Annotated in this window: 21 protein-coding genes and 1 pseudogene; 9 read left to right on the top strand and 13 right to left on the bottom strand. The window is 70.6% G+C overall.

The window, feature by feature from the left end; all coding sequences use genetic code 11:
* Positions 1 to 4: 4 nt before the first annotated feature.
* Positions 5 to 1,189 (bottom strand): MFS transporter, encoded by a 1,185-nt coding sequence (locus tag BMY97_RS03590; RefSeq protein ID WP_091612290.1) that lies wholly within the window; start codon positions 1,187 to 1,189, stop codon positions 5 to 7.
* A gap of 67 nt (positions 1,190 to 1,256) precedes the next feature.
* Between BMY97_RS03590 and BMY97_RS03585 the strand changes: the two genes are divergently transcribed.
* A complete protein-coding gene (locus tag BMY97_RS03585) occupies positions 1,257 to 2,237 on the top strand; it encodes an ArsR/SmtB family transcription factor (RefSeq protein ID WP_245787119.1) in 981 nt (326 codons plus the stop codon).
* Here BMY97_RS03585 and BMY97_RS03580 read toward each other — a convergent pair.
* Positions 2,234 to 2,905 carry a TetR/AcrR family transcriptional regulator gene (locus BMY97_RS03580; protein ID WP_218156663.1) on the bottom strand — a complete coding sequence of 224 codons (672 nt, stop codon included), beginning with the start codon at positions 2,903 to 2,905 and terminating at the stop codon, positions 2,234 to 2,236. The genes BMY97_RS03585 and BMY97_RS03580 overlap by 4 nt on opposite strands.
* A 98-nt stretch (positions 2,906 to 3,003) precedes the next feature.
* Between BMY97_RS03580 and BMY97_RS03575 the strand changes: the two genes are divergently transcribed.
* The 3 genes from BMY97_RS03575 to BMY97_RS03565 all read left to right on the top strand — a co-directional run bounded on the left by BMY97_RS03575 (position 3,004) and on the right by BMY97_RS03565 (position 5,893).
* Entirely contained in the window at positions 3,004 to 4,116 is a 1,113-nt protein-coding gene (locus BMY97_RS03575) for an FAD-dependent oxidoreductase (protein ID WP_091612283.1), read from the top strand.
* 204 nt (positions 4,117 to 4,320) lie between these two features.
* Positions 4,321 to 4,851 (top strand): DUF4232 domain-containing protein, encoded by a 531-nt coding sequence (locus BMY97_RS03570; protein WP_091612280.1) that lies wholly within the window; start codon positions 4,321 to 4,323, stop codon positions 4,849 to 4,851.
* Positions 4,852 to 5,041: 190 nt separating this feature from the next.
* Entirely contained in the window at positions 5,042 to 5,893 is an 852-nt protein-coding gene (locus BMY97_RS03565) for a hypothetical protein (protein ID WP_091612277.1), read from the top strand.
* Here the strand turns inward: BMY97_RS03565 and BMY97_RS03560 are convergent.
* Positions 5,890 to 6,483, bottom strand: coding sequence for a TetR/AcrR family transcriptional regulator (locus BMY97_RS03560; RefSeq protein ID WP_091612275.1), 594 nt, complete (start codon positions 6,481 to 6,483; stop codon positions 5,890 to 5,892). The two genes, BMY97_RS03565 and BMY97_RS03560, sit on opposite strands and share 4 nt — an antisense overlap.
* Before the next feature lie 53 nt (positions 6,484 to 6,536).
* On the opposite strand from BMY97_RS03560, the gene BMY97_RS03555 reads away from it, so the two are divergent.
* On the top strand, positions 6,537 to 7,481 hold the full coding sequence (locus tag BMY97_RS03555; RefSeq protein WP_091612272.1) for an NADP-dependent oxidoreductase: 945 nt from the start codon (positions 6,537 to 6,539) through the stop codon (positions 7,479 to 7,481).
* On the opposite strand, the gene BMY97_RS03550 is transcribed toward BMY97_RS03555, so the two are convergent.
* Positions 7,397 to 8,590: an MFS transporter gene (locus BMY97_RS03550; protein ID WP_091612270.1), complete on the bottom strand. Its 1,194-nt coding sequence runs from the start codon at positions 8,588 to 8,590 to the stop codon at positions 7,397 to 7,399. The genes BMY97_RS03555 and BMY97_RS03550 overlap by 85 nt on opposite strands.
* An 80-nt stretch (positions 8,591 to 8,670) precedes the next feature.
* On the opposite strand from BMY97_RS03550, the gene BMY97_RS03545 reads away from it, so the two are divergent.
* Positions 8,671 to 9,123, top strand: a complete 453-nt coding sequence (locus BMY97_RS03545; RefSeq protein ID WP_091612267.1) for a winged helix-turn-helix transcriptional regulator — start codon at positions 8,671 to 8,673, stop codon at positions 9,121 to 9,123.
* 280 nt (positions 9,124 to 9,403) lie between these two features.
* Here BMY97_RS03545 and BMY97_RS03540 read toward each other — a convergent pair whose 3' ends face one another.
* Positions 9,404 to 10,381 carry a GlxA family transcriptional regulator gene (locus BMY97_RS03540; protein ID WP_091612265.1) on the bottom strand — a complete coding sequence of 326 codons (978 nt, stop codon included), beginning with the start codon at positions 10,379 to 10,381 and terminating at the stop codon, positions 9,404 to 9,406.
* A gap of 203 nt (positions 10,382 to 10,584) precedes the next feature.
* Between BMY97_RS03540 and BMY97_RS03535 the strand changes: the two genes are divergently transcribed.
* Both BMY97_RS03535 and BMY97_RS03530 read left to right on the top strand, forming a co-directional pair.
* Positions 10,585 to 11,289, top strand: a complete 705-nt coding sequence (locus BMY97_RS03535; RefSeq protein WP_091612262.1) for a GAF and ANTAR domain-containing protein — start codon at positions 10,585 to 10,587, stop codon at positions 11,287 to 11,289.
* Between the two features lie 195 nt (positions 11,290 to 11,484).
* Complete coding sequence (locus BMY97_RS03530) at positions 11,485 to 11,724, top strand: hypothetical protein (protein ID WP_143086111.1); 240 nt, start codon at positions 11,485 to 11,487, stop codon at positions 11,722 to 11,724.
* Between the two features lie 805 nt (positions 11,725 to 12,529).
* On the opposite strand, the gene BMY97_RS03525 is transcribed toward BMY97_RS03530, so the two are convergent.
* On the bottom strand, positions 12,530 to 12,793 hold the full coding sequence (locus tag BMY97_RS03525; RefSeq protein WP_091612260.1) for a hypothetical protein: 264 nt from the start codon (positions 12,791 to 12,793) through the stop codon (positions 12,530 to 12,532).
* A 145-nt stretch (positions 12,794 to 12,938) separates the two neighbouring features.
* On the bottom strand, positions 12,939 to 14,282 hold the full coding sequence (locus BMY97_RS03520) for a ricin-type beta-trefoil lectin domain protein (protein WP_091612257.1): 1,344 nt from the start codon (positions 14,280 to 14,282) through the stop codon (positions 12,939 to 12,941).
* Positions 14,283 to 14,760: 478 nt separating this feature from the next.
* Here BMY97_RS03520 and BMY97_RS48150 point away from each other — a divergent pair.
* Positions 14,761 to 15,243, top strand: a pseudogene (locus tag BMY97_RS48150) (SDR family NAD(P)-dependent oxidoreductase).
* Positions 15,244 to 15,297: 54 nt separating this feature from the next.
* Here the strand turns inward: BMY97_RS48150 and BMY97_RS03510 are convergent.
* The 6 genes from BMY97_RS03510 to BMY97_RS03485 form a co-directional block, all read right to left on the bottom strand.
* The gene (locus BMY97_RS03510) at positions 15,298 to 16,758 is read right to left on the bottom strand and encodes an alpha/beta hydrolase (RefSeq protein ID WP_091612253.1); all 1,461 of its coding nucleotides are present in this window, start codon (positions 16,756 to 16,758) and stop codon (positions 15,298 to 15,300) included.
* Positions 16,759 to 16,822: 64 nt separating this feature from the next.
* Positions 16,823 to 17,542, bottom strand: a complete 720-nt coding sequence (locus BMY97_RS03505) for a MerR family transcriptional regulator (RefSeq protein ID WP_091612249.1) — start codon at positions 17,540 to 17,542, stop codon at positions 16,823 to 16,825.
* A 168-nt stretch (positions 17,543 to 17,710) separates the two neighbouring features.
* A complete protein-coding gene (locus BMY97_RS03500) occupies positions 17,711 to 19,093 on the bottom strand; it encodes a GH1 family beta-glucosidase (protein ID WP_091612247.1) in 1,383 nt (460 codons plus the stop codon).
* A 2-nt stretch (positions 19,094 to 19,095) separates the two neighbouring features.
* Positions 19,096 to 19,953, bottom strand: a complete 858-nt coding sequence (locus BMY97_RS03495) for a carbohydrate ABC transporter permease (protein WP_091612244.1) — start codon at positions 19,951 to 19,953, stop codon at positions 19,096 to 19,098.
* Positions 19,950 to 20,936, bottom strand: a complete 987-nt coding sequence (locus tag BMY97_RS03490) for a carbohydrate ABC transporter permease (protein ID WP_091612242.1) — start codon at positions 20,934 to 20,936, stop codon at positions 19,950 to 19,952. The genes BMY97_RS03495 and BMY97_RS03490 overlap by 4 nt, the downstream gene beginning before the upstream one ends.
* Before the next feature lie 2 nt (positions 20,937 to 20,938).
* Entirely contained in the window at positions 20,939 to 22,201 is a 1,263-nt protein-coding gene (locus BMY97_RS03485; RefSeq protein ID WP_425425226.1) for an ABC transporter substrate-binding protein, read from the bottom strand.
* Between the last annotated feature and the right edge of the window lie 148 nt (positions 22,202 to 22,349).

Here is a 22,349-nt window from a genome sequence, read left to right as displayed (position 1 = left end):
TCGGTCAGCCGTCGGAGTTCGCGCGCAGGGCGCTCACCAGCACCGGCAGCGCGGCCAGCAGCGCGAGTCCACGCAGGACTCCGGCCACGGGGTACGGCGCACGCAGCCCGAAGGCGTGCGCCACCAGTCCGCCGGTCAGCGTGCCGAGCGGGATCAAGCCCTTGCCCAGCAGCTTGTACACGCTGGTGACGCGACCGAGCAGCACGTCCGGCACGATCTGCTGGCGCAGGCTCACGGTCACCACGTTCCAGAGTGTGGTGGCGAAACCGTTGGTGGCGAGCAGCGCGCCGAGCACCACCGCGTCGGGGGTCAGGCCGATGCCGACGAACACCACGACGTTGCCGGCCAGCGCGGCCAAGAGGGCGGGCAGCGCACCGAAAACGGCCACGAGCCGCGCGTTCACCAGCCCGCCGAGCAGCCCGCCGAACGCCGTTCCCGCGAGCAGCACGCCGTAACCGGCGATGGACACGTGCAGGGTCTCCGTGGCCAGCAGTACGAGCGTCGCGGTCGCGAGTTGGCCGCAGAAGGTGTTGACGCCCAACAAGATCGCGAGCGTACGCAGGAGCCGGTGCCGCGCGAGCCAGCGCAGGCCATCGGTGATCGCTGTGCGCGCGGGCGGCCTTCGCGTACGTGGCAGCGTGGCGAGCAGGCTCGCGGACAGCGCGAAGGAACCGGCGTCGAGGCCGAACGGCAGCGCGACAGCGAGTGCGAAGAGCGCGCTGCCGACCGGCGGCCCGAGGAACTGCGCACCGACCGTGGTGATCGCCTGCTGAGCGCCGTTGGCCTTGTGCAGCAAGGGTTTCGGCACGATCTCGGGCAGGAAGGCCTGGCTCGCGTTGTCGAAGACGACGTCGCAGCAGCCCAGCGCGAACGCGGCCACGGCGAGTGAGACCAGGCTGATCCGGCCGGTCGCGGCCAGCGCCGCGACGGCCCCGACGAGCACCGCCTGGACCGCCTGCGAACGCCACATCAGCGCGACGCGGTCGTGCCGGTCGACGAGCGCGCCGGCCGGCAGCGAGAGCAGCAGCCACGGCAGGTACGTCGCGGCGGAGACCGCTGCCACCAGCCGCGGGTCGTGCGTGATCGTGACGGCCAGCAGCGGGACGGCCGCCGCGAAGGCCCCGTCGCCGACGTTGTCGATGCCGCTGGCCCACCAGAGGCGCCAGTACGAGGAGGGGAGACGGGGCATGGCGCGATCTTCGGGCGCGGCGGGCGCCGTCCGACATGATTTAGCTCCTTGCTACATACTCGGACCGGTGACGACGACGGTCGAACTCGGGGTGGCCGAGCTGGCGGAGACGCGGTTCGCCGTCTCCGCGCTGTCGGAAACCATTGCGGCCCTGCAACAACTGGGCGGGCAGAACCGCCGGGCACTGCACCTGCGGTGGTTGCGCTGGGCGTCGGACGAGCTGGCCGCGCGGCCGCTCGACCTGCCGCGCACCTGGCCGCTGATCACCGGCGACCGGCCGAGCTGGCCCAATTTCCTGGTGCCCGCGCCCACCGGCGCCGGCACTTCACTCGACGACGACCTCGCGGCCCTGTGCCGCACCACCGCCCGTCAGGTCCGCGCCAGCCTCCACCGCGTCTTCGGCGACGACCTGCCCACGCCCGCGGCCGAACTCGCCGCGCACCCGGCGGCCGGCCTGCGCGCGATCGCGGCCGAGCTGCGGGCGGCCCACGACCGGCTGATCGCCCCGCACTGGCCGCGGATCCGGGCGGTGCTCGACGCGGACGTCGCCTACCGCGCCCGGCAACTGGCCGCGGGCGGCGCCGCGCGGCTGTTCGCCGACCTGCACCCGGACCTGCGCTGGGCGGACGGCCGCCTGACCCTCGGCGGCCGACGGTGGCGCGCCGACAAGATCGTGAACCGCGGCCCGGGCGGACTGGTGCTGATGCCGGTCGCGCTGGGCTCGGCATACGTGCTGATCAAAGGAAACACGACCACCCAGACCACGGTCCGCTACCCGGCGCGCGGCGTCGGCGCAGTCTGGACGGCCGGCACGCGCCCGCCGTCCTCCGGCGTGACCCGGCTGCTGGGCCCGATGCGCGCCGGGCTGCTCGAAGCACTCCGCTCGCCCGCCACGACCACCGACCTGGCCCGGGTTTTCGCCGTGACGCCGAGCGCCGTCTCCCAGCACCTGCGCGTCCTGCGCGAAACCGGCCTCGTCGCCCGCGAACGGTCCGGCCGCGGCGTGCTCTACCTGACGACACCGCTGGGCGAGGCACTGCTCGGCTAGTGCAGAGCGGCGATTCCGCTCAGGAAGATGTCCACGCCGGCAAGGAACTGCTCGCGGTCGTCGTGCTCGCGCAGCTTGGTCATGGAGGCGTGGACAAACGGGTACCGGGCGGGATCCAGCTGTGCCCATCGGGTGGCGGTGGCGTCCAGGAAGGCCGCCCGTTCCGTGCCGTCGCCGTCGAGGTGGCGGGCGTTCGCGGCGTTTTGCACGGCGACGCCGATGACGTAGTTCACGAGCGTGCCGGCGGCGTCGAAGATCGCCCGCTCGGGGACGGCGAGCGCGTCCAGCAGCTTGCCGATGCTCTCGTAGAAGTCCAGCAGCGCGGGCCGCCACGGTTGCCGGGAAAGCTCCGCCCCGACCCAGGGGTGCGCGTCGATCGCGTCGAACAGGCCCAGCGCGAGGCGGCGCAGGGTTTCGCGGGGGTCGGCGTCGGTGGCCGCGCCGGACAGCACGCGGGTGATGATGTCGTCGGCGGTGGCCGCGAGCAGGTCGTTCTTGTCCGTGACGTGGTGGTAGATCGCCCCGTAACCGGTGTGCAGGTGCACGGTCAGCGCGCGCAGGGTCAGCGCGCTCTCGCCGCCGTCGTCCAGCAGCTCGGTCGCGGCCTGGATGATCACCTCTCTGGACAGGCCGTCTTTGCGCCGGGGTGCTCGCGTCTTCTTGTCCACGGGTCCACTATCGCATAGTTGGAGTGGCGATCCAATCACGTGCTAACTTGATTGGAGTGGCGATCCAACGAGGGTCGGCGGGCTTGGGGAGGAACACCATGACGACACCGGTCACGATCATCGGAGCGGGCCTCGGCGGGCTGATGCTGGCCCGGGTGCTGCACGTCCACGGCATTCCGGCCACGGTCCACGAGGCGGAGCCCTCCCCCTCGGCGCGCACCCAGGGCGGGCTGCTCGACATCCGCGAATACAACGGCCAGCGGGCGCTGGAGGCCGCGGGCCTCACCGGGGAGTTCCGCGAGCTCGTCCTGGAGGGACGTCAGGCGATGCGGCTCCTCGACCGGGACGGCCGGCTCCTGCTCGACGTCCCCGACGACGGCACGGGCGGCAACCCCGAGGTGCAGCGCGGCGAACTGCGGCGCATGCTGCTCGACTCGCTCCCGGCCGGGACTGTCCACTGGGGACACAAGGTGGACGGTGTGCGAGCCCTCGGTGATGGCCGCCACGAGGTGGCCTTCGCCGACGGCACCACCGTCACCACGAGCCTGCTGGTGGGCGCGGACGGCGCCTGGTCCCGCGTCCGGTCGCTGGTTTCCGGCGCGATGCCCGAGTACACGGGCATTTCGTTCATCGAGACCCATCTGTTCGACGGCGACACCCGGCACCCGGTCAGCGCGGAGACCGTCGGCGGCGGCGCGATGATGGTGCTCGAACCGGGCAAGGGGATCCTGGCCCACCGGGAGCGCGGCGGGAACCTCCACACCTGGGTGATGCTCGCTCGTCCGCAGGAGTGGTTCGACGGCATCGATTTCACCGATCCCGCCGCGGCCTCCGCCCGGATCGCGGGCGAGTTCGACGGCTGGGCACCGCGGCTCACCGCACTGGTGACCGACGGCGAGACCGCGCCGGTCCTGCGCCACATCCACACCCTGCCGGTCGAGCACCGGTGGCACCGGACGCCGGGGGTGACCCTGCTCGGCGACGCCGCGCACCTCGCGGCCCCCAATGGCGAAGGCGCCAACTCGGCCCTGTACGACGGCGCCGAATTGGGCCGGGCCATCGCCGCTCGTTCCGGCGACGTCGAGACCGCGCTCACCGAATACGAGCAAGCCATGTTCGCCCGTAGCATCGCGGCCAACTCCGAGGCCGCCGATCTCTACCTGATGCTGGGCGAGGGCACTCCCCACACCCTGATCAGCTCTTTCACTTGAGGTCGAACAAGTCTGTGACAAGTCCGTAGGTCAACGACGTTCACGACTACTCAGGGTTGCTCCCTTGCGGCCAATCCCACTTACGAAGGTAATCCGATCAGGGGGTGGGCATATTTCACGAGTGAGCGCGCCGCGTGCTGAAAGAATCACCGCGGGTCGCGCGGCGGGCGGAACGTCCGCTCGTGAAGAGGAGGAACACTGACCATGACCATCGGACTTCGCCACCTCGCCGCCGTGGCCGCGATCGCCGGGGCCACCGCGGTTTTCGCGGGTGCCGGGACGGCGTCCGCGATGCCGACCGACTTCCGCTGCACCGCCGGACAGGTCGACACCGCGCTGCTCGCCGGTGATCCGGGAGCCGGCCAGCGGTACGCGTACGTGCAGTTCACCGCCAAGCCCGGGGTGTCCTGCAACTTCCAGGGCGCGCTGCCCGTCGCGCTCACCGGCGCCGACGGCATCACCGTGACGCCCGTGGCCGAGGACGCGCCGCTGGTGACCATCGCGGACGGCCAGTCGGCCACGATGTTGTTGCACTGGACCGGAATCGAGGCGCCGGAGAACCAGGCGCACCCCTCGAGCGTCACCGTCACCGCGCCCGGCACCACCGACCCGCGCGGCACCGACTCCGACCCGCGGATCACGCTGCCGTGGAACCAGGGCCCGCTCGACAACTCCGCCGACGCGCACAGCCTGACCGTCGGCGCCGTCACGGCGGGCGCCGCCCCCGTTCGCTGATCGGAAGCCGTGGGGCCCGCTCGCCTGTTGTGGCGAGCGGGCCCCACGGACGTTTCACAGATTTCGTCGCCGTGCCGTCGAGCCACGTGGTCGGCGAAGACAGCTGCCGCGTCGCGCGGCTGCGGCCACCGTGACGTGCCATGATCGGGCGATACCGCGTTGATGCTCCCCGTTGACCACTGGAGAAGGCATGACCACCACCCGCCCGCGGGAGCACGAGCTGAACAGCGGGATCCTGCCCGGCAACGTGCACGCGGACGACTGGGTGATGTTCGTGCTCGCCCTCGTCTCGGTCGGGCTGCCGGGGTACCTGCTGCTCACCCCGCAGGCCGGGGCCGAGGGGCGGTGGCTGTTCACCGTCGACTGCGTGGTGTGCGGGATCTTCCTGCTCCACTTCCTCTGGCGCTGGCGCAAGGTCGGCTGGCGGGCCGCGTTCATCGCGCGCAACTGGTACGAGGTGTTCGCGATGATCCCGATCGCGCACCCGGCTTTCGTCGCGCAGCACCACGTGCTGGTGGTGCTCCTGCTGCTGATCCGGATCGGCCGGGGCGCCGACCGCGCCGTGGGCGAGCAGTTCACTTACCGGCTTGTCGACAAGCTGTCCGAGCCGATCGTGCGCGCCATCAAGAAGCCGATCACCGTCGCGGTGCTGGACGAGGTCGTGAAGGTGCTGGAGACCGGCAACTACCCGGAGAACCTGGCGAAGTCCTTGAACGAGAACAAGGTCGAGCTGCGGTCCATCATCACCGAGAAGCTTTCGGAGGACCCGCAGCTGGGCCGGCTCAAGCGGCTGCCCTTCCACGACGAGATCGTGCGCGCCGCCGTGGACACGTCCTTCCGGGTGCTGCTGGAAGTCCTGCTGGACCCCCGCATCGACGATTTCTTCTCTTCGGTCGTCCGCGAAAACCGGGAGCAGATCCGCCGTGCGGTGGAACTCGGCCTGAACGACGTGGACGACGAACCGGAAGCGGCGCTCCTGCGCACCCGCACCCAGCGCTCGGCGGTCCACGAATACGACGCGAACCACCCTCAGAAGCCTTAGGACGTCACGGTTCCGCGCGTGCCGGCGACTGCCCAGGCCGCCTCGATCATCCGGAAGACCTCGTCCACCGCGGCGTCCGGGTCGGCCGCCTCGCGGGCCAGCGAATAGGCGTCGATCACGAACCGCCCGATCGTCCGGGCGGCCGTGGTGGTCAGTCCCAGGCCGGGATCGGCGGCCATGGCCGAGGCCAGCGACTCCGCGTGACGCAGCCGCATCGATTCCTCGTACTTCAGCAGGGCGGGGGAGGCCTCGATCATGCGCCAGAGCGGGTTGGCGCTGTCCGCCGCGCAATGCCGCACCAGGGCGTGAATCTCTTGGCGCAGCGCGGGAATGAGCGGAGCGTCCGGCGCCCGGTCGGTCACCGCCCGCGTGAGGCGCAGTTCGAAGTCTTCGTCCTGCTCGAACACCAGGGCCTCTTTCGAGGCGAAGTGGGAGAACAGCGTGGTGACGGCGACGTCGGCCTCGGCGGCCACGTCGCGGATGCCCACCGCGTCGTACCCGCGTTCGAAGAAGAGCCGCAGCGCGGTGTCGGCGATCTTCTGGCGGGTCGCGGCCTTCTTGCGCTCACGGCGGCCGGGCGGCGTGGTCATGAGCTGACGCTACCAGATACAAAACACTAACCGTTAGTGCTACGTTCGAAGTCATGAAGAGAGTGAGCTTCGCCGAGTTCGGCGGTCCGGAAGTCCTGCGTCTCGAAGACGCCGAGGAGCCCCACGCGGGTCCCGGCCAGGTCCGTGTCGCGGTGCGGGCGGCGGGCGTGAACCCCGTCGACTGGAGGGTTCGTGAAGGCCAGGTCCTGGGTGCTCATCCGACGGAACTGCCTTCCGGCGTCGGGATCGATGCGGCCGGAGTGGTGGACGAAATCGGTGCGGGCGTTGAAGGAATCGAGGTCGGCGACCGCGTGTTCGGGGAAGGCTCGAGCACCTACGCCGAGTTCGCCGTGCTTTCGGCCTGGGCCCGGATGCCCGAGGGGCTGGCGTTCGAGGAGGCAGCCGGGTACCCGTCGGTGGTGGAGACCGCGTTGCGCCTCATCCGCGAGGTCGGGGTGCGGCCCGGGCAGACGCTGCTGGCCAGCGGCGCGTCCGGGGGAGTCGGATCGGCGCTGTTGCAGATCGCCCGCGAACGCGGCATCACGGTGATCGGCACGGCTGGGGCCGCGAACCAGGATTACCTGCGGAGCCTGGGCGCCGTCGCCACGACGTACGGCGAGGGCTGGGTCGAACGGGTCCGCCGGCTCGGCCCGGTCGACGCGGCGGTTGACCTGGCCGGTTCGGGCGTGATCCGCGAACTCGTGGAGCTGACCGGGGATCCGCGCAGGGTGCTGACCATCGCCGACCTCGGGGCGCCGGAGTTCGGTGTCCGGTTCTCCGGCGTGGCGGGGAGCGTGCCGGACGCGCTCGTCGAGGCGGCAAGCCTTATCTCGCAAGGAAAGCTCCGCATTCCGGTGGAGAAGTCGTACCCGCTGGCGGACGCCGCGGCGGCGCACGTCGACAGCCACGCCGGTCATACCCGCGGGCGCCGGGTGATCGTCGTCCGAGCCGGGACGGCGCGGTCGATCGTCCAGACCGCCAGTGCGGCCACCGCGTAGAGGCAGCCGGCGGTGCTGACCGCCGCCCAGCCCGCCGTGGCGTACAGAGTGGTCGCGGTGATGGCGCCGAGCGCGCTGCCGACCGAGTAGAACACCATGTAGCTGCCGATGAGGCGGCTGCTCGCGGCGGGCCGGGTGGCGACGATCTGGTTCTGGCTGGTGACGTGGACGGCTTGGACGGCCGCGTCGAGCAGGACGACGCCGAGCACCAGCAAAACCAGGGAGCGCGGGGCCTGCCCGGTCGCCGCCCAGGATCCGATCAGCGCGACCAGTGCCATGGCGGTCACCACGCCGCCGTGGCCACGGTCGGACCAGGCGCCGGCGCGGGCCGCGCCGAGGGTCCCGGCGAGGCCGGCGATGCCGAACAGCCCGATCTCGCTGGTGGACAGGTGCCACGGGGATCCGCTCAGTGGCAACGAAATCCCGCTCCAGAGCACGCCGAACGAGGCGAACAGGAACAGCGTCATGACCGCGCGGACGCGGAAGACCCGGTTGGCCAGGGTGAGCACGCCGACCGAGGCCAGTGCCGTGACGTAGGTCCGCGCCGGGCCGGCCACCGTCCGGGTTTCGGCCGGGAGCCGGGTGAACGCCAGTGCCGCCAGCGCGAGGGAGAGCGCCGCGGTGCCGAGGTAGACGGCGCGCCAGCCGGCCAGGTCCGCGGCGGCCCCGGAGACCGTGCGGGCCAGGATGATCCCGACCACCACCCCGCTGGTCACGACGCCGATGTTGCGGCCGCGCTCGGCGGGGTCGCTCAGCGCCGCGGCGTAGGCGACCGCGACCTGCACGACCACGGAGAAGAACCCGGCGACCAGCAGTCCGATCAGGAGCAGCGCCCGGTCGGCGGAGAACCCGGCGAGGCCGGTCCCGGCCGCGGCCGCGGCGAGCAGGACCACGGTCAGCGCTCGCCGGGAAACCAGGTCTCCCAAGGGAAGCAGGACCACGAGCCCGAGCAGGTAGCCGACCTGCCCGGCGCCGACCACGAGGCCGAGTTCGCCGGTGGGGATGGACAGCTCGGCGCCGAGGCGGCCGAGCAGGGGCTGGGCGTAGTAGACGTTCGCCACCGCGACCGCGCAGATCGTCGCCAGCAGTGCTTTCACCGGCCGGTCCATGGCTGTCCCCTCGGTTTGGTTGTAGATTGAAACCGAAGTTAGGTCATTCGGTTTCAAAACGCAACCGATCGGAGTGGTGAGTGAGCCAACGACGGGACTGGACCGACCCGCAGTGCCCCGTGGCGCGGGCAGCGGACCTGATCGGCGACCGCTGGTCGCTCCTGATCGTGCGCGACGCCTTCGACGGCGCGCGCCGGTTCACCGAGTTCCAGCGCAACCTCGGCATGGCCCGCAACATCCTCAGCGACCGGCTCCGAACCCTGGTGGACTCGGGAATCCTGGCCTCGGTCCCCAACGCGACCGGCACCCGCGCCGAATACCGCCTGACCGCCCGCGGCCGGGACCTGTTCGCCGTCATCGTCAGCCTGCGCCAATGGGCCGAACGCAACGCCTTCCCCGACGCCGAGCCCCACTCCACGTTGATCGACGACGCCACTGGTCAGGTCGTGCCGATGGTGCGGGTGCTTGATCGTGACGGGGCGATGCTCGACAGCGCCGCCACACACGTCGAGCGCGTGCCGTCCGGGAGCTGACCGTTCAGGACTGTCCTGATTGAACCGGTTCTCGTCTGGTCGGCGATGTGGCCGGTCGGGTGCTTGATCGTGACGGGGTCATGCTCGACAGCGCCGCCACACACGTCGAGCGCGTGCCGTCGGCAGGCTGGCTGTTCGGGGCTGTCGTCATTGGACGGGTTCTCGTCTGGTTGGCGATGCGGTCGGTCGGGGGCAGGGGTGCGGGTGCTTGATCGTGACGGGGCGATGCTCGACAGCGCCGCCACACACGTCGAGCGCGTGCCGTCCGGGAGCTGACCGTTCAGGACTGTCCTAATCGGACCAGTTCCGGTCGTTCGGGGTTGCGGAAAGCCGTCCGGTAAGCCTGCGGGCTGGTGCCCACCACGCGTTTGAACCGTTCCCGGAACGCGGTGACGGAGCCGAAGCCCACCTGGTCGGCGATGCGGTCCACCGAGTGGCCGGTCGCCTCCAGCAGGTACTGGGCCTGGCGGACGCGGACGCGGTGCAGCCACTGCAGCGGGGTGGTCCCGACCTGCTCGCGGAAACGGCGGTTCAGCGTCCGCGTCGACATGCGGGCCTGGGCCGCGATGTCCTCCAGCGTCAGCTCGCGCGCGGTGTTGTCCTCCAGCCACGCCAGCAACGGCTCCAGCACCGAACCCTGCGGGGCCGGCGGCTGCTCGTGCACGATGAACTGCGCCTGGCCGCCCTCGCGTTCCAGCGGCATCACCGAAAGGCGCGCGCAATCGGCGGCGACGGCCGAGCCGTGGTCGCGCCGGATCAGGTGCAGGCACAGGTCCAGGCCGGCCGCGGCGCCCGCCGAGGTGAGGAACTGGCCGTTGTCGACGTAGAGCACGTCCGGGTCGACCTCGATCTCCGGGTGGCCCGCCGCCAGCGCCGGGGCGGCGAGCCAGTGGGTGGTCGCGCGTCCGCCGTCGAGCAATCCCGTGGCGGCCAGCACAAACGCGCCGGTGCAGATCGACGCGATGCGCGTGCCGCGGGCGGCCGCCGCGCGCAGGGCGGCGATCACCTCTCCGGGCACGGGCGCGGCCGGGTCGGCGCAGCCCGGCAGGATGATGGTGTCCGCCTCGGCGAGCGCGGCCAGGCCGTGGCGCGGGGTGAGGGTGAACGACTCGGACTCGACAGTCGGCGTCAGCCCGCAGACCCGCACCCGGTACGGCGTGCGCCCGTCGGGCAGCCGGGTGCGGGCGAACACCTCCAGCGGGGTGGCCAGATCGAAGGCGATGACCCCGTCCAACGCGAGCACGGCGACAGTGTGCATGGCATTAACTTACCCGGGCAACGAGTTCCCGCCAACCAGGCCGATGCACAAAAGACCTGGTCAGAGCCACTGGCGAGAATTCGTTGGATAATGGCGACCAGGCCTGGTCGCCGCCGCCGGGACGTCACCACCGGCAGACACCGGGGACGGTAGGATTCCGGCACTGGCACGAGAGGATCGCCGTGACGACGAGCGGAGACCGCATGGCCGACCGACTGGACGAGCTGACCACGGCGATGGCGGACCTGACCGGGACGCTGGAGGCCGCGCCCGACAACGCCGAGGTGTTCGAGGCGATCTGCGGTGAGGCCGCCACGGTGATCGAGGGCGCGGACCTCGCGAGTATCACCGTGGTGCGCGAGAGCGGCCCCGAGACGGTCGCGTGGACCCACGACACGGCGTACGCGCTGGATCAAGCGCAGTACGCCGCCGGCGAGGGCCCGTGCCTGAGCGCCGCGGCGACCGGCGAAGTGGTGCGCGTGAGCGTGAGCACCGCGAGCGAGAAATGGCCGTCGTTTACCGCTTCGGCCAAGGAAATGGGTGTCGGCAGTTACCTCGCGGCCCCGTTGTGGGTGGACGAGCAGCTCTCCGGTGCGGTGAACCTGTTCGGCTACGGCGCCCACGGGTTCGAGGAGCTGGACACCAAGGTGCTCCGGCTGTACACGGTGGTCGTGGTGTCCGTGCTGCGCACCGCGCGGCGCTACCAGCAGGCCCGCCAACTCGCCGAAAGCCTCGACGCCGCGATGCGCAACCGCGCCGTGATCGAACAGGCCAAGGGGATCCTGATGGCCGTGCACCGGGTCGACGAGGAGCAGGCCATGCGCCGGCTGATCACCGAGTCCCAGCACACCAACGTCAAGCTGCGCGAGGTCGCGGCCCGCTTCGTTCGTGATCTCACCGCGGGGTGACGGCCGTCAACCGCTGAACGGGTGCACGCCCGGGGCCGGGAGGTCGACACGGGAGCATCCGGCAGGAGTAGGCTGGCCTCCTCGTTCCGTTGGTGCGCAAGGGTTGTGTTCCCGGCGGGCACGGGGTGTTCTGGCCGCTCCCGAGGCAGACTGGGCCGGGCCGGGAGCCGAGTCACAGTGGGAGTCGCGAACGTGATGGACAGCAGCAGGCAGCAGGTGCAGTCGTGCCGACGGCTGGAATGCACGGAGCCGTCGTTGTGGCGCGGGCTGTGTTCCGCGCACTGGAACCGCTGGCAACGCGGCCTCGACGCCCTCGAACTCCCCGACGACGAGGTGCCCCCGCCGCCCGCGCAGGTCTGGTGGCCCCCGGAACGGCCGCACACCCTGCCGCTGAGCAGCCGCGTACTGCCGAACTCGGGCGGGACCGGGGCCTGACCCGGCCTCGGATCGGGCCTGGCTCGCATTTCGGGTGGGCCGGCCTTGGCTCGCGCTCTATCGGACCGAGCGCCTTAGCCCGCACTTGGCCCGGCTCGTGCTTGGGCTGGGACCGGCCTTAGTCGACGCTCGGTCGGACTGGGCCTAAGCCCGCACCTGGCCGGACCGAGGCCCAAGGCCACGCTCGGCTCGTGCTTGGGCGGGGACTGGCCTTAGCTCGCGCTTGATCGGACCGAGCGCCTTAGCCCGCACTTGGCCCGGCTCGCGCTTGGGCTGGGACCGGCCTTAGTCCACTCGGTCGGACTGGGCCTAAGCCCGCACCTGGCCGGACCGAGGCCCAACGTCACGCTTGGGCGGGGATCGGCCCTGGTCCACATTCGGCCGGGCCGTGCCTAAGGCTCACGCTTGGTCGGACCGAGTCCCAAGGCCCCACTTGGCTTGCGCTCAGGCGGGACTGGCCTAGCCAGCGCTCGGTCGGACCTGGCTTAAACCAGCGCTTGGTCGGACTGAGGCCCAATGCCACGCTCGGCCGGATCCGGCTTGCGCTCGGGCGGGGGGAGCGGACCTGGCGCGCTCGGTCGGACTGGGCCTGAGCCCGCGCTTGGCCGGAACTGAGGCTCAAGGCCTGACCGGGTCTGATCCCGCGCTTTAGCGGATCGGGGCCCAAGGTCGCACTCGGCTTGCGCTCGGGCGGGGAGCGGCCCTAGCCCGCGCTCGGTCAGACCGGGCCTGAGCCCACGTTCGGCCGGACCGGGGCCCAAGGCCGCACTGGCCGGATCCGCGCTCGGGTGGGCGGCGACCGGCGCTAGCCCACACTCCGGCCCGAGCGGTGCCGGACGCCGGGACCCCGCACGTCGTTTGCCAGCAGGCGTTGCAGGCGGGTGCGGCTCATGCGGTGCAGCATCTCGCCGAGGTCCTCCGGGGCGATGCGGCCCTCGAGATCGCGGCGGGTCACCCGCAGGACCTCGGCGACGGCCGAGGCGGGCAGCCGGCCGGAGAACTCGCCGGTCAGCCACAGTCCGACCTCGGCGACCGCGTCCTCCACTGGGCGGTGGCTCTTGACGGTCATCGCGCTCCTCGCTTCTCCTCGCCGGCACTGACGTGGGTCCGACGGGCCACGGCGCGGCTCATGACGGGGAAAACGCGGAAAAACCGGTGGGGAGCAAGGAAAACTCCCCACCGGTCAGCAAAGCACGGGTCGGTTAATCACCGCCTTACAACGTCCACTGCTGGTTCGAAGCCGCCGTGCAGGTCCAGATCTGCAACGGGGTGCCGTCGGCCGAGCTGGGGCCGGTGGCGTCGAGGCACTTGCCGGAGCCGGTGTTGACCAGCTCGTTGGAGCCGTTGTGCGTCCATTGCTGCGCGGCGCTGCCGTTGCAGTCGTAGATCTGCACCTTGGTTCCGTTCGTGATGCCGGCGGAGGCGACGTCCAGGCACTTGCCGAGCGCCTGGAGGGTGCTGCCGGTCGAAGTCCACTGCTGGGCGTTGGTGCCGTTGCAGGTGTAGAGGTCCACCGCGGTGCTGTTGGCGCTGTTCGCGCCCGTGACGTCGACGCACTTGCCGCCGTAGCCGGTGATCTGCTTGCCGCCGGTCGGCGGGGGCGTGGTGCCGCCGGAGATGGCGTTGAAGATCCGCGAGTACGCGTAGCCGGTGGCCTTGTCGTAGTCCTGGACTTCCCAGAACGACAGCTCCTGGACGCCGTTCTGCGCGGCGAAAGTCTCCAGCTGCTGGGCGTCGGACTGGCTGAACTGCGCGCCGTCGTCGTTGCGGCCGGCGATCGGCGTGAGGCCCATCATCCCGTACGCCGCCGAGGTCGAGATCCCGTACAGGCTCGCCAGCTGGCCGGCGGTGGCCCGCGCGGCCGCGAGCGCGTCGCCGAGCACCGGCTGGCCGTCGTAGAAGTCCATCACCATCAGGTTGACGACGCTGACCTTCAGGCCCTTGTTCTTGGCGTCGCGCAGGATGTCCAGCTGCGTGCCGGGCAGGCCGTCCGGCGCGACGGCGAGGGTGTAGTCGACCTGGACGCTCGGGTTCTGCTGCTGCAACGCGGCCAGCGCTGAGTTGCGGCGCTGGTTCGCCGCGGTGTCCTTGATCGTGTCCTCTTCGATGTCGAAGTCCAGCCGCGGGGTGCCGTAGGTGTTGACCACGTTGGCGTACGCGGCGGTCAGGCTGGCCTGGTCCGTGCAGGTCTGCGCGATCTCGCCGCCCTGCGCGCCGCCGAACGACGGGATCACGTTGCCGCCCGCCGCTTGCAGTGCGCTGATCTGCGATTTGAACGAGCCGACGCCGGTGCCGTTCGCCTCCCACAGCTGGTTGCAGCCCGACGAGGGGGTGAGGAACGCCAGCGTGAAGAACTTCGTGCCGGTCGCGCTCTGATCGGCCGCCATGTCACCGATGTCGGAGTCGCTGACCTGGAGGTACGGCGCCGCGTAGTGAGCGGGGAAGGCGCCGCCGGCCTGGGGCGCGGCCTCGCTCGCGCCGGGGGTGAGGGTGAGCGCGACGCCGGCCACGACCGGCAGCGCCGCGACAGCGAGCGTTCTGAGCTTCGGGATACGCATGTCCGTGATCTCCAGGGGAAGTCGGGGAGGGGAGAGCACGGCGGGGCGCGGCGGTCGGGTCCGGTTCGCGGTCCGGCCGCCACGGCCCGCCGAGGGCATGCCGAAGCGACCCGGGACCGGAGTTCAACCCCGCGGCGGCGGCTTCGTCGCCGCGTACGCGTGGGGCATCGCGTCCATGACCGAATCGAAAACGGCATGGCACAAAAGCGAGCCGGCAATTTCGGGGGCGATGGGGAGGGAGTTCTCTTGCCGACTTAATCCGTGTTGTGAAGAAAGTTATACCCGCTCGCCCTGACCGGGGCAACGGGTTCACCCTGCTGGTCCAGACCACCGGGTTCATACTGGTCAACGGAATCGGATGTCCCGATGAATGGGGCGTGTCCATTCGAGAGTGTGAAAAGAATGGCGTCCGTGTCGGCCGGGACGCCGGGCGCGGGGCGGAGGTCGTCGACGAGATCACCCGCGAAGGCGGCTCGACGTGCTGGTCAACAACGCCGGCGGGGCCACGTGGGGCCCGTCGGAAGACCTGAAGGTCGAGGACTTCGACGCGATGTTCAACGGCAACGTCCGCGCGCCGTACTACTTGGTGGCCGCCTTCGCCCCGGCGATGGCGCGGAAAGGGGCCGGCAGCATCGTGAACATCGGCAGCATGGCTGGCAGCCTCGGGTTGCCGGCCGGCGCCGCGTACGGCGCGACGAAGGCCGCGCTCGCGTCGCTCACCCAGGGCTGGACAGCGGAGTACAGCCCACGCGGAGTGCGCGTGAACACCGTCGCGCCCGGGCCGGTCTAGACCCGGCCGGAGGGCAAGGAGCGGTTCGAAGCGCTCGGTGCCACCACGGCGCTGAAGCGGGTGGCGCAGCCCGAAGAGATCGCGGAGGTGGTGGCGTTCCTCGCCTCGCCGCGGGCCGGCTACGTCACCGGCGCGACCATTGCCGTCGACGGTGGGCGCACCGCGATCTGAGGCCAGGCAAGGAAAACCGGCAGCACCTTGGACCAGGTGCTGCCGGTTCCACGCTCAGCCCGCGCAGGTCGTGTCGTGCGCCGGACGCCGGCCGGTGGCCAGGAACGCCGTCACCGTGTCGTTCGCGCACTGGTTGCGGGTGACCAGGTAAACGCCGTGGCCGCCCTGGTCCACGGTCACCATCCGGGCCCGCTCGCCCAGGGCCTGCCGCGTCTTCAGCGCGCCGGCCAGCGGCGTGCCCGGGTCGCGGAGGTTCTGCACCATCAGCACGTCCGACGGCCCGTGGTCGCCGATGCGCACCGGCGGCTCCACCGGGTCGGATGGCCAGTACGCACACGGGCTGACGTTCGCCGTCGACGCGCCCAGCATCGGGTAGCGGACCCGGTCCACCGCGACCGCGGCCTGATACGCCGGGATAGTCCGCGGCCAGCGCGAGTCGCCGCAGATCGTGTACAGGCGGCTGGAACTCAGGTTGTCCGGGTCCGGCGGGTCGGCCGGCGTGCCGGGCGGCGGGGGCACGGGCTGGTTCGTGTCGAGGTCCTGCCAGGCTCCCGCCACGTAGGCGTTATCGCTGCCGTAGAGGTTGCCGAAGGTGAGCCCGCGGAACCCGTTGTCGTCGATCCCGTCGACCGGGGCCCGCTTCAGCCGGGCGGCGAGTTCGTAGAACTTCGCGGTGACCTGTTCCGGGGTGCTGCCCAGGCCGTACTTCGGGTTGGCGGCGGCGAACTTCGCGAAGTCCGGGAACCGGTCCTGGAGGCCGAGGGCGAAGTTCCGCATGGCGGTGAAGTCGTAACCGCCGGGGCCCATGTTGCTGTCGAGCACGATCCGGTCGCTGCGCTCCGGGAACATCGTGGTGTACACCGAGCCGAGGTAGGTGCCGTACGAATAACCCAGGTACGAAAGCTTCTGCTCGCCCAGCGCCACCCGGATCCGGTCCATGTCACGGGCTGAGTTCGCGGTGGTGATGTACGGCAGCATCGGCGCCGTCTTCGACGTGGCGCACTGCTTGGCGAGCGCCTTGGCCTCCTCGGCCGCCTTCGTGATGTCGGCCAGATCGTTCGCATACCGCGGGAAGTTGCCGAACGCCTTCTGCGCGGCTGTGAGGTTGCACGTCACCGGCGCGCTGTGGCCGACGCCGCGCGGGTCGAAGCCGATCACGTCGTAGGCGTCGCGCACGCTGGCTGGCAGCTTGATGAAGCTGAGGACCTGCGGGTAGTCCAGGCCCTCGCCGCCCGGGCCGCCCGGATTGGTCAGCAGCACGCCGCGCCGGTGCGCCGGGTTCGTGCTCGGCAGGCGGGAGATCGCGAGGTCGAACGTCGGCCCGTCCGGCTTCCGGTAGTCCACCGGGACCTTGATGGTCGAGCATTGCAATTCGGGCACCGTGAGGTCCGCGGGGCACGGACCCCACACCACCGTGCTGAGCGACGGCGGCACCGCCGTCGAGGCCGAGGCCGCCGGGACCACCACCCCCGCCATCGCGGCGACGGCGAGGCCTATGGACAAGGTTCTGCGCATCTGGTGACTTCCTTCATGAACGCGCGACAAAGCGTCGCGACAACTGGGTAAAAGAGGGAATCCGCTAGCAGTTCATCCGCACCAGCACGTCGATCTGGGCGGGGTTGTACAGCTCGGCCACGGCCCGGGTGATCGCGTTCAGCGCGAACTCCGCACCGTGCGGCGAGTCGGCGCTCGTGTCTTCGAAGGTCGGGAACGCGGTGAGCATCTTCCGGACCGAGGGCGTCTCGAGCATCCGCTCGGCCAGGTCCTGGCGCGTCCGCTCATCTGCGTTGGCGGGCAGGGCGTCGAACTCCGCGAGGGTGGGCTCCGAGCCGCACGTCCGCAGGGTTTCGACGTAGGCCCCGAGCGGTGCCGGGCCGAGCACCTGGCTCAGCACGACGCCCATCGAACGCTCGGTCGCCGGGGCGCCCGCGTCGGCCAGCGCCCGGCCCAGCTCGGGCGGGAGGTCGGTCGGCGCGGCCTGGTCCAGGATCACGGCGAGGTCGGCGCGGGCCCGCCGCATCCGTTCGATGCTCTCGGCCAGCTCGGAATCCAGTGCGCGCAACGCTTTTTCGGGATGCTCGTCGGCGTCGCCCAGCTCGGCGATCTGCGCCAGCGAGAGCCCGAGCCCGGTCAGGCGCTTGATCCGCAGCACCCGGACGAGGTGCGTGACGCCGTACCGCTTGTAGCCGTTGGCCCGGCGCTCGGGCTGGGCGAGCAGGCCCACGTGGTGGTAATGCCGGATCGCGCGCTCGGTCGTGCCGGCCAGCGCGGCGAGCTGATTGGTGCTCCACCACCCCACGCCGTCCCCCTGCCCCTGGTTTCCCCCCGACGCGGATGCGCCGGCTCACCCAGTTGAAACCATGACGTTGCGTCGTGGTCAAGGCGAGCCGGCGCTTTTCGCCGGAAGGGGGAGCCAGGATCAGCCTGAGGTCTGATCCCGCCTCATCCGGCAGGGCCGGAAACCCGCTCAGGACAGGGCATTGCGGCTGATGACGCCGGAGTACCAGTGGGCGCTCTGCTTCGGCGTCCGGCGCTGGGTCGCGTAGTCGACGTGGACCAGGCCGAAGCGCTTGGCATAGCCCTCGGCCCACTCGAAGTTGTCGAGCAGCGACCAGTAGAAGTAACCACGCAGGTCGACGCCGTGGGCCAGGGCCGCGTGCGCCGCGCGCAGGTGCGCGTCGAGGAAGGTGACGCGGTCGGCGTCGGCCACGGCACCGTCTCGCAGGACGTCCGGATAGGACGCCCCGTTTTCCGTGATGTAGAGCGGGATCGGGCGGTAGTCGCGGTGGACCTGGAGCAGTGACTCGGTCAGCCCGGCCGGCTGGACCTCCCAGCCCGAGTCGGTGCGCGGGGCGGCCGGGTCGGGCAGGAAGTGGACCTCGTCCGCGCCGATCCACTCCGCCCCGGCCGGGGTGCTGCCCGGCCGCGGCGTCCCGGCCACGTGGTACCCGCGGTAGTAGTTCACGCCGAGCCAATCGACGGGCGCGGCGATCACGGCGGTGTCGCCGTCTCGCACCACGGCGTCGAAGCCGAACGGCGCGAGGTCCGCTGCCACGTCGTCCGGGTAGCCCCCGCGCAGCACCGGGTCCAGGAACAGCCGGTTCTGCTGCCCGTCCACCCGCCGTGCGGCGTCGGCGTCCGCGGCGCTGTCCGAGAAAGCCGTGACGGGGTACAGGTTCAGCGTCACCCCCGAGGGCGCGTTCGGCGCGTGCTGCCGCAGCACGTCCATCGCCAGCCCGTGCCCGAGCAGCAGGTGATGGGTGGCGGCGACGGCGGCCTCGGGCGAGGTGCGGCCCGGCGCGTGGATCCCCTTGGCGTAGCCCAGCATCGCGGCGCACCACGGCTCGTTGAGCGTGGACCAGCCGGCCACGCGGTCGCCGAGCCGGGGGACGATCGTCTCGGCGTACTCGGCGAAGCGGAACGCCGTGTCCCGCGAGGTCCAGCCGCCCAGGTCCTCCAGTGCCTGGGGCAGATCCCAGTGGTACAGCGTGGCCCACGGCTGGATCCCGGCCGCCAGCAGCCGGTCGACGAGCCGGTCGTAGAACCCGATGCCGCGCTCGTTCGGCCGCCCGCCGGGCCGGATCCGGGGCCAGGACAGGGAGAAGCGGTACGCGCCGAGGCCGAGCGAGCGCATCAGCTCGACGTCCTCGCCCGAGCGGCGGTAGTGGTCGGCGGCCGGCTCGCCGGTGTCGCCGCCGGCCACCGCGCCGGGCCGCGCGGCGAAGGCGTCCCACACCGACGGCTCCCGGCCGTCGGCCGTCGTCGAACCCTCCACCTGGAACGCGGCGGTGGCGGCGCCCCAGACGAACCCCGCGGGGAAGGCCGGTACCGGCAGCGGCTCTGCGGACATGGTCACCCTTTCACGGCACCTTGCATGATCCCGGCCACGATCTGGCGGCCGAGCAGGAGGAAGACGATGAGGATCGGGATGGTCGCGAGCGTGGTGCCCGCGAGCACCAGCGAATAGTCGACGTAGTACCCGCTCTGCAGCTTCTCCAGCGCCACCTGGACGGTCGGGTTCCCGACGTTCAGCACCACCAGCGGCCAGAGGAAGTCGTTCCAGGACATCATGAACGTGAACATCGCCAGGATCGCCGCGGCCGGGCGGACCGCGGGCAGGCACACGTTCCAGAAGATCCGGATCATGCTGCAGCCGTCCACGCGCGCGGCCTCGATCAGCTCGTACGGCACAGCGTCCACTGTGTACTGCCGCATCCAGAACACGCCGAACGCGGTGACCAGGTTCGGCACGATCACCGCCTGCAGCCCGCCGGCCCAGCCGAGCTTCGACATCGCGATGAACAGCGGGATGATGCCCAGCTGTGTCGGCACCGCGAGCGTCACCACGATGAACACGAACAGCCCGTTGCGGCCGCGGAAGCGCAGCTTGGCGAAGGCGAACCCGGCCAGTGACGAGAACAGCACCGTGGTCAGCGTGACCGTGCCGGACACGATCACGCTGTTGGCCAGTGCCTTCCAGAACGGCACGGTGTCGAACACCCGCGCGGCGTTGGCGAAGAAGTTGCCGCCCGGCAGCAGCGGCGGCACGCGCTCGGTGAGCATCCCGTTGTCCCGGCTGGCCACCAGGAACGACCAGTAGAACGGGAACAGCGAGCCGAGCACGAACACCGCCAGCACCCAGTAGGTGGCCTTGCGGGGTTTGCCGAGACGACCGGCCCTGGCCCGCAGATTTCCGGTGAGCGTGGTCATTTCTTCCTCCCCGGCGTGCGCGCCAGCCGGCCGGTGAGCAGGTAGTTCGCCAGCGCGATCAGCACGATGATCAGGAACAGCAGCCAGGCGATCGCGGACGCGTAACCGAGGTCGAAGTTCTCGAACGCGGTCTGGTACAGGTACAGCGTCACGGTCTGGAACTGGTGGGTGGAGCCGCCGTTGTTCGAGCCGGGCATGGCGTCGAACAGCTTGGGCTCGGTGAAGATCTGCAGGCCGCCGATCGTCGAGGTGATGGTGACGAAGATCAGCGTCGGCTTGAGCAGCGGCAGGGTGATGTGCCGGAACCGCCGCACCGAGCCCGCGCCGTCGATCAGCGCCGCTTCGTGCAGCTCCCTCGGGATCGCCTGCATGGCGGCGAGCACGATCAAGGCGTTGTAGCCGGTCCAGCGCCAGTTCACCATGATCGCGATGGCCACGTGGCTGGCCAGCCGGTTCGCCTGCCAGTCCACAGGGGACAGTCCGATGGTTTGGAGCAGGCCGTTGACCAGGCCGTACTTGGGGCCGAACAGGTTCGCGAAGATGATCCCGAGGGCCACCAGGCTCGCCGCGTACGGCAGCAGGATCCCGACGCGCCAGCCGGTGGCGCCGCGGATCCCGGTGGTCAGCAGCGCGGCGAGCCCGATCGCGATGATGATCTGCGGGATGCTGGAGAGCAGGAAGATGCTGACGGTGTTCTCCAGCGCGTGCCAGAACTGCGCGTCGGCGAAGAGCTCCTTGAAGTTGTCGAGGCCGATGAAATCCGGGTTGTCGTCGCCCGCCTTCCAGTGGAAGAGCGAGACGTACGCGGTGTAGAGCAGCGGGAACAGCCCCACGACGCCGAACACGATAAAAAACGGCGCCACGTACAAGTAGGGCGAAGCCTTGACGTCCCACCGGGCGAGGCGGTCGCGGAACCCCGGCCGGGGCGCGGGGGTCCGCACCTCGGCCGGGTGGTCCGCGGCGAGCTTGTCGGTGACGGTCATCGTCAGCGGGTGAGCTTCTTCGCGCCGTCCACGAGCTGCTGCCAGCCGTCCGCGGCGGAGGTGCCCTGTTCGACGGCCTGCAGCGCCGCGCTGGCGACGGTGTCCTGGATCTGGCCGTCACCCGGGCCCTTGTACTGCGCCTGGGTCACCTTCTTGGCCTGCTCGGCGAACAGCTCGCCGACCTTCGCGCCGCCGAAGTAGGCGTCGGTGGAGTTCAGCAGCTCGGGGCTGGCCAGTGCCTTGACCTGGCTCGGGAAATTGCCCTTGGCCTCGAACGCCTTGATCTGCTGTTCCGGCGCGGTCAGCCAGGCGGCCAGCTCGGCGGCCTCACGCGGGTGCTTGCTCTGCGTCGGCACGGTCAGGTACGAGCCGCCCCAGTTGCCGCCGCCGCCGGGGAACGCCGCGGTGACCGCCCACTTGTCCGCGTTCTCCGGGCCGGCCTGCTCCTTGATCACGCCGAGCATCCACGCGGGGCAGACCTTGGTGGCGAAGGCGTTCTGCTTGAACCCGGAGTTCCACTCGTTGCTGAACGCGGTGAGCTTCGCCGATTCGCCCTTCGCGACGGCGCCGGTCACCTTCGCCCAAGCGTCCTTGATGCCCTGATTGGTGTCGAGGGTCAGCTTGTCGCTCTTGTCGAGGTAGCCGACCGGCAGCTGGTTGACCATGGCGTTGAAGTTCTGCGCCGCCGAGTCGAACCAGGCCTTGCCACCGGTCTTGGCCACGTAGTCGGCCCCGGCCTGGAAGTAGCTGTCCCAGCTGGAGAAGAGCGACTTCACCGCTTCCGGGTCGGTCGGCAGCCCGGCCGCGGCGAACAGGTCCTTGCGGTAGCACATCGCGTCCGGCCCGATGTCCGTGCCGTAGCCGATCAGCTTGCCGTTCTTGTCCTTGCCCGCGTCGTACTTCCACGGCAGCCAGCGGTCCGCGGTCGCGTCGGCCGGGCCGATCTTGGCGAGGTCGTTGAACTTCGAGGACTTGTCGAGGATGTCGGAGAGGTGGCCCTCCTCCACGGCCTGCACGTCGGCCAGCCCGGAGCCGGCGGCGAGCTTGGTCATCATGTCCTGCGCGTACGGGCCGCCCTGGCCGGTCTTGCGGTGGGTGATCTTGATGTTCGGGTGCAGCCGCTCGTACTCCGGGATGAGCGCTTCGTAGCCGAACTCCGTGAACGTGGCCAGCGTCAGGTCCACGTGCTCGTTCGGCCCGGCGGCCGCGGGGACGTCACCGCCGCTGTCGCCACCGCCGCAGGCCGCCACGCCCAGCGCCGTCATCGTGATGCCCAGTGCGAGGACCAGGCCCTTCCGGAACGTTGTCACCGTCGTCAACCCCTTGAAGGTTCGATTTCTGGGAGCGCTCCCAGATGGCTGCCGAGTCTGTGGCAGGTACTTGTGCATGTCAAGGTTGGTTATCAGAGTGTTT

The sequence above is a fragment of the Amycolatopsis saalfeldensis genome, from assembly GCF_900110575.1.
In the GTDB taxonomy this organism is placed as follows: domain Bacteria; phylum Actinomycetota; class Actinomycetes; order Mycobacteriales; family Pseudonocardiaceae; genus Amycolatopsis; species Amycolatopsis saalfeldensis.
This window is presented reverse-complemented; position numbering and strand designations above follow the sequence as displayed.

Bases quoted from the DNA above. Each gene is read 5' to 3' on its own strand.
- BMY97_RS03590 (WP_091612290.1), bottom strand. From the start codon at position 1,189: ATGCCCCGTCTCCCCTCCTCGTACTGGCGCCTCTGGTGGGCCAGCGGC.
- BMY97_RS03575 (WP_091612283.1), top strand. From the start codon at position 3,004: ATGACGACACCGGTCACGATCATCGGAGCGGGCCTCGGCGGGCTGATG.
- BMY97_RS03495 (WP_091612244.1), bottom strand. From the start codon at position 19,953: ATGACCACGCTCACCGGAAATCTGCGGGCCAGGGCCGGTCGTCTCGGC.
- BMY97_RS03565 (WP_091612277.1), top strand. From the start codon at position 5,042: ATGACCACCACCCGCCCGCGGGAGCACGAGCTGAACAGCGGGATCCTG.
- BMY97_RS03500 (WP_091612247.1), bottom strand. From the start codon at position 19,093: ATGTCCGCAGAGCCGCTGCCGGTACCGGCCTTCCCCGCGGGGTTCGTC.
- BMY97_RS03560 (WP_091612275.1), bottom strand. From the start codon at position 6,483: ATGACCACGCCGCCCGGCCGCCGTGAGCGCAAGAAGGCCGCGACCCGC.
- BMY97_RS03490 (WP_091612242.1), bottom strand. From the start codon at position 20,936: ATGACCGTCACCGACAAGCTCGCCGCGGACCACCCGGCCGAGGTGCGG.
- BMY97_RS03530 (WP_143086111.1), top strand. From the start codon at position 11,485: ATGGACAGCAGCAGGCAGCAGGTGCAGTCGTGCCGACGGCTGGAATGC.
- BMY97_RS03510 (WP_091612253.1), bottom strand. From the start codon at position 16,758: ATGCGCAGAACCTTGTCCATAGGCCTCGCCGTCGCCGCGATGGCGGGG.
- BMY97_RS03540 (WP_091612265.1), bottom strand. From the start codon at position 10,381: ATGCACACTGTCGCCGTGCTCGCGTTGGACGGGGTCATCGCCTTCGAT.
- BMY97_RS03520 (WP_091612257.1), bottom strand. From the start codon at position 14,282: ATGCGTATCCCGAAGCTCAGAACGCTCGCTGTCGCGGCGCTGCCGGTC.
- BMY97_RS03555 (WP_091612272.1), top strand. From the start codon at position 6,537: ATGAAGAGAGTGAGCTTCGCCGAGTTCGGCGGTCCGGAAGTCCTGCGT.
- BMY97_RS03535 (WP_091612262.1), top strand. From the start codon at position 10,585: ATGGCCGACCGACTGGACGAGCTGACCACGGCGATGGCGGACCTGACC.
- BMY97_RS03570 (WP_091612280.1), top strand. From the start codon at position 4,321: ATGACCATCGGACTTCGCCACCTCGCCGCCGTGGCCGCGATCGCCGGG.
- BMY97_RS03550 (WP_091612270.1), bottom strand. From the start codon at position 8,590: ATGGACCGGCCGGTGAAAGCACTGCTGGCGACGATCTGCGCGGTCGCG.
- BMY97_RS03485 (WP_425425226.1), bottom strand. From the start codon at position 22,201: ATGACGGCGCTGGGCGTGGCGGCCTGCGGCGGTGGCGACAGCGGCGGT.
- BMY97_RS03525 (WP_091612260.1), bottom strand. From the start codon at position 12,793: ATGACCGTCAAGAGCCACCGCCCAGTGGAGGACGCGGTCGCCGAGGTC.